The organism is Chloroflexota bacterium (assembly GCA_035652535.1).
Lineage (GTDB): Bacteria > Chloroflexota > UBA6077 > UBA6077 > SHYK01 > DASRDP01.
Map to the genome: position 1 here is coordinate 1 of DASRDP010000055.1, position 4644 is coordinate 4644.

At 65.1% G+C, this 4644-nt stretch carries 4 protein-coding genes; 2 read left to right on the top strand and 2 right to left on the bottom strand.

Going from position 1 to position 4644, the window contains the following annotated elements; translation table 11 throughout:
• Positions 1–688 (top strand): hypothetical protein (locus tag VFC51_05945; protein HZT06553.1); only part of this gene is annotated, 688 nt, incomplete at its 5' end.
• A gap of 916 nt (positions 689–1604) precedes the next feature.
• Positions 1605–1736 carry a hypothetical protein gene (locus VFC51_05950; GenBank protein ID HZT06554.1) on the top strand — a complete coding sequence of 44 codons (132 nt, stop codon included), beginning with the start codon at positions 1605–1607 and terminating at the stop codon, positions 1734–1736.
• 738 nt (positions 1737–2474) lie between these two features.
• On the opposite strand, the gene VFC51_05955 is transcribed toward VFC51_05950, so the two are convergent.
• Both VFC51_05955 and VFC51_05960 read right to left on the bottom strand, forming a co-directional pair.
• Positions 2475–3785 carry a helix-turn-helix domain-containing protein gene (locus VFC51_05955; GenBank protein ID HZT06555.1) on the bottom strand — a complete coding sequence of 437 codons (1311 nt, stop codon included), beginning with the start codon at positions 3783–3785 and terminating at the stop codon, positions 2475–2477.
• Between the two features lie 248 nt (positions 3786–4033).
• Positions 4034–4644, bottom strand: a 611-nt coding sequence (locus tag VFC51_05960) for a hypothetical protein (protein HZT06556.1), incomplete at its 5' end; no start/stop codon positions are given.

The window sequence follows — 4644 nt, forward strand, 5'->3', positions numbered from 1 at the left end:
GAGCCAAGCCCTCCTCCTTTCCACCGATGGCGGGGCCTCATTCTCGTCCGTGCAGGTCCTCCCTCCGACGCCGAACCTCAAGGTGGCCGCATATCCGCAGGTTGCCTTCACGCCAGACTTCAATGCAGCATCTGCGAAGGGGCATGTCTATGTCGCCGTCTATGGCGTGCTGGCAGATTCTCGCGGGTACGAGACCACAACCGGCGGCATATTCGTGAGTCCTGACGGACGGTCCTGGTCGCGCACAGCTGCCAGCCTGCTGGACCATGGAGCCACGGGCGTCGCGGTCATCCGTGGCCAGCGTGTGCTCGCATCCTGGGCGTCATGGACCGGTTCCCAGTCGACGCTACAGGGGGGTATCCTCTGCGCCGACGATCCTGCGGCGCAATGGCATATGTCGTGCCCCTTGGTCACGGCCTCGCCCACGGCCGCTGGGATCATCAACCCGGGTGCCGCCGGCGCATCCGCGGCCCCTGTCTCCCCTGAAATTCGAGGTTCGCAGACGGCTCCCTCCTTCGGGAATAATCCCTCCGACGACGCGGGCGTCGCCGCGAAGCGGCTGCCATCGGCCAGCTGGACCGGTATCCTTCTTCCCGTGGCTGCCGTCTTCGCTCTCACTGCCGCGCTACTCGGGGGCGCGGTGACCTCTCGCCGTAGGCGCACGAGTAGCAGGGGCAACCGCCACTGAATCCTGCCCTGGTATCGCGATTGAAGTTCGCGACTTCGTCGCCGCAAGTGTCGCGCAGACCGTCGGGCCCGGCGTGTGCTACTCTCACCGAGCGCTGGGCTGGTCGCCGTCGAGTGCTCGCCCATGTCCACGCACAGAGAGCGGTCGCACCGATACCGACGGGTACGTACGCCGGCGTCCCCGTTGGTGGGTCCGCCGGAACAGCGGTCATGCCCATGACCGGGTGTTGATCTGGGACGTCGATGATTCCAACGGTGTTGGGGACCGATGCCGCTTGCCCAGCCGCTTGGGAGGCGCTGTTCACCCCGGCCATGGGTTGCTGCGCCGCCTGGGACGACGTCGAAGTCTGCGCCTGGGTTGCTTGCGCCGGCTGCAGGCCCGGCGCTGCAGGGGCTGCGGGCCCACTGAGGGCGGCATGGTTGCCGGGCTGGCCGCCGCCAGCGCTCACGCCGCCCGGTGTCGTGGGCTGGTTGCTTGGACCCGTACCGTTGGGACCATTTCCACCCCCCGTGGTGTGGTGATTGGGCGGAACCGGCCACTGGTAGTCGGGACACGTGATGACGATGACCTCGTTGTAGAACACAACAACAAGATTGCCGCTAGGATCCACAGCCATCCGGGAGACATTCGCTTGCGATGTCGCTTGTCGGGTTGACGCAGCAAGTGGGACACTTGCAGTATTTGGAAGCTGCACTTGGTAGACGTTTGCCGCGTCGTCGGTGTAGTAGAGACTGCCAGCGAAACAGCCCGCCGTGGGGACTATGAGACCGTCGGGGCTGCTAGGCGGCCCAATTGCATACTCGAGTTGTCCACTCCGCGCATATGCGGCGATCCCGGGCGGGCTATCCTCGCCGATCCAGATCTGATCCCCTGACGGGCTCGACCACAAGGACTCAATGCCTCCCACAGCGATGTTATGGATGAGTGGGGTGACCGATGCGCTGGCGAGATCCACCTCATCAACCTCCAGCTCTGCGCTCCCATGCTGCAGCGCAGCAACGAGGAGCTTGCCGGTCGTACCCTCCGCGGCAATGCCGACGCACGCTAGAGGATCGAGCCAAGTCACGACCCTGCGCACGCTACCGCTCCGTTCATCGAGCTCATACAAAGGAACAAGGCCGGCGTGTGGCGATGACCCGTTTTGGATCGGTCCCGCGACATAGACGGCGTCGTTTTCGATCACTGGGGCACATGGATGGAGCAAGGGTCCGAATCGGTTGCTGGCGTCAATGGTTCGGTCCCAGGGGGATAAGAGGTGGAGATAGCCGTCGTCGGCTGCGTTGTTGTCGATGATTGAGACGATGGCGTAATCGTCAGGGCGGACTGCGAGGCCCCAAAGTCCGGTTCCACTTTGGATGCTTGCCCAGGGGAACTGCTTGTAGGGATTCCTCACCGTGTCGTACTGGGCGCCAGCGCTTGACACTCGGCCGAGTAGTGACAGCAGGGCTAGCGTCAAAGCCAGGAGCACCCTGATTGCCCGCGCCCCGTCGGCGCGTACTCCACCGGGGCTTGTGGGGTGCTGCCTAGGCGTGGTCACAGCGCTTCGTACGGATGCCGGACTGGGGTGGCTGACGAATGGCCCGTCGTCGGTGCCGGTGGACGGACGCCGTGCCGACTGAGACGCGGATAGGAGCGGTGGTCGTCATCCTCGCGCCCGCGCCATGCCATCGTGCCACTTAGAGCCCCTGCCAGGCCCACCTCCCTACCCATTGCCGCACATCTCACGCTCATCCGCCTCCAGAGGCCTGCACGCATCTCTCCCATCTGTACAAACGCAGGAGAGGTTTCAATCCTGCGCCTTCGGCCGCCCGCCAAAGGATGAGGTCGGCCGAGCCCCTTCCCAGACGGGCCGTAGGGCAAGGGCCAATTCGATGTCCAGGCGGTTCTTATCAAGATCCTGTTGAGTGAGCGCGGCGAACCGATCGAGGCGCTCGCGCACTGTCCGTTCATGGCAGCCGAGCTTGGCGGCAGCCGTCTTGACACGGGATCGGGCTGCGAAGTAGGCCGTGAGAGTATCCGCCAAGATGTCCCGCCGGTACGCCGTCTCGCGTAGCAACTCGCCGAGGACGGACTGAACAAACGCGCAGACCACCGTCACGTCTGAGCACAGGACTCGGAGGAATCGCAGATCCTCGGCCTCGATGACTCTTCCGCGAGCGAGGAGGGCGCCCACGCGGAACGATTGCATGCTTGCCAGATAGGCATGGCGGACCGAGACAGGAGAATGAACGGCCGGTGGCAGAGCCACCAGGGCGCCGAGGACCCGCGTCTCTAAGACGAGTGCTTCGAATGACGAGCGGATGCGCTTCCAATCTTTCGCGGTTTCGACTCCGACGAGGATCGCAAGGACGGGGGAGCGTCGACCGCGCGCTTGAACGATGCAGGACGCAAGCCGCTCAGTCGATTCGGTGATTCGCAGGCGGGCTGCCCTCATAACACCTAGCGTGGACTGCCCCAGTGAATCATCGACCGCGAGAAGGATGAGCGCTGAGGGTCGCTCGAGATCCACGGCACCGATGCGGGACGATCCTGGCGCCGAGCCTTCGAGCATCGTGCGGAGATCACGTTCCCTGTGGCGATCCTGCGGGTCCGGTTGTAAGGGAGTGGCTGGCGGCGGACGCCCCTCCGCTCGGAAGCCCTGCTCAATCGCCGTGGAGAACGCTTCCGCCATGCGGATCAAATGAGTACCAACGTGAAGCCCCACTGTCGCCCTGAGTCGCGGCGTCGCGTCAATCCGCGCGAGCTTCGCCTGCACGAGCCGCATCACGCCGTCGATCGCAACTCGAACGCCTCTCAAGACGCTTTCGAGCGCCAGGCCTTGGGTTGCCCGTTGGCCGCCGAGCGTCCGCAACTGGGCAACCTCGAGCGGTGAGAGCTCGCGCCCAATCTCCAACGTGGCCACGCCGACGTCAAAGACGTAGCTTATTCCCCCGCGGATGAGGTCAAGAGAGCGGTCGTCTGTGATGGCCCGATACTCAGGGACTCGGACCCGCAGGACGTCGAGAAGCTCCCTTACGGCGCCATCCCGTTCTTCCCGGAGCCGCTCGACGAGCATGGCGAGCACACGCCGCTCGCTCGCCGTCAGTTCCGCTGTCACGGCTCCGACGAGCTCCTGCCATTTCCACCCGGCTCGTTGCCGCACCATGCACACTCGCGCATCAGGCTGACCACGGGCGCGCTGAAGGTCGCGATTGCTCACCGTCCAGGTGTCGACTCGCGTCATCGGGATCCCTTACGTCGTCGGTTGCTCGATGGTCCGCCACTTGCACCCGATTCGGCTCCCTGGTATGGTCTGAGCCTCCCTTCCGAGTCGCCGCGACCCGTGCAGCGGGCTACGCTGGCGGCTCACTCTGCCTCCTCTTGCGGGCGCCGCATCCAGCGCGGCAACATGCGCTCCAGGGGCGACCGTCGATGCGACGCCTGGTCGGGGGCTTGATCGGACGCTCGGCCCCTCGATGAACCGCGACGCTGCCGCACCCAGGCGTTGAGGGGTGGTTCGACAACGCGATCGAAGGACTGTCGGCCGAGGCGATGCACCCACTGCCCGGCAGTGGAAGGCTCCTCGAGAAGATGGTTGATGGTTCGCCCGTCATCATCTACCCAGGTGACCAGTTCAAGTCCACTCGCGATCTGGGGCTCCCGCAGGAGTGGGATCAGGTCGCGTCCACCTGCAAAGAGGGCTACCCGATCAACGCGATGCGACGCCAGCGCTTCGGTGACGAGGTATGAGGCGATGACGCTCCGCCACCGGCGGTTTCTTCCCGGCTCGTCCGGTGGTGGCTCAGGAATATCGGCGATCCGGGCCCCCGTTTGGGCCCATTGACCGCGACGGCGGTTCTCCATCGGAGACCGCGGTGGACGGGAGATCACCTCCACACCGGCGAGCACTCGCTGGCTCCGACGCTCCCCTTGGCGCTGGCCCTTGACCACCATGCGCGCCACGGACGCGGGCGCCA

Excerpts from the sequence above, each read along its gene's own strand:
- VFC51_05950 (HZT06554.1), top strand. The coding sequence starts at position 1,605 with ATGGATGAGTGGGGTGACCGATGCGCTGGCGAGATCCACCTCATCAAC.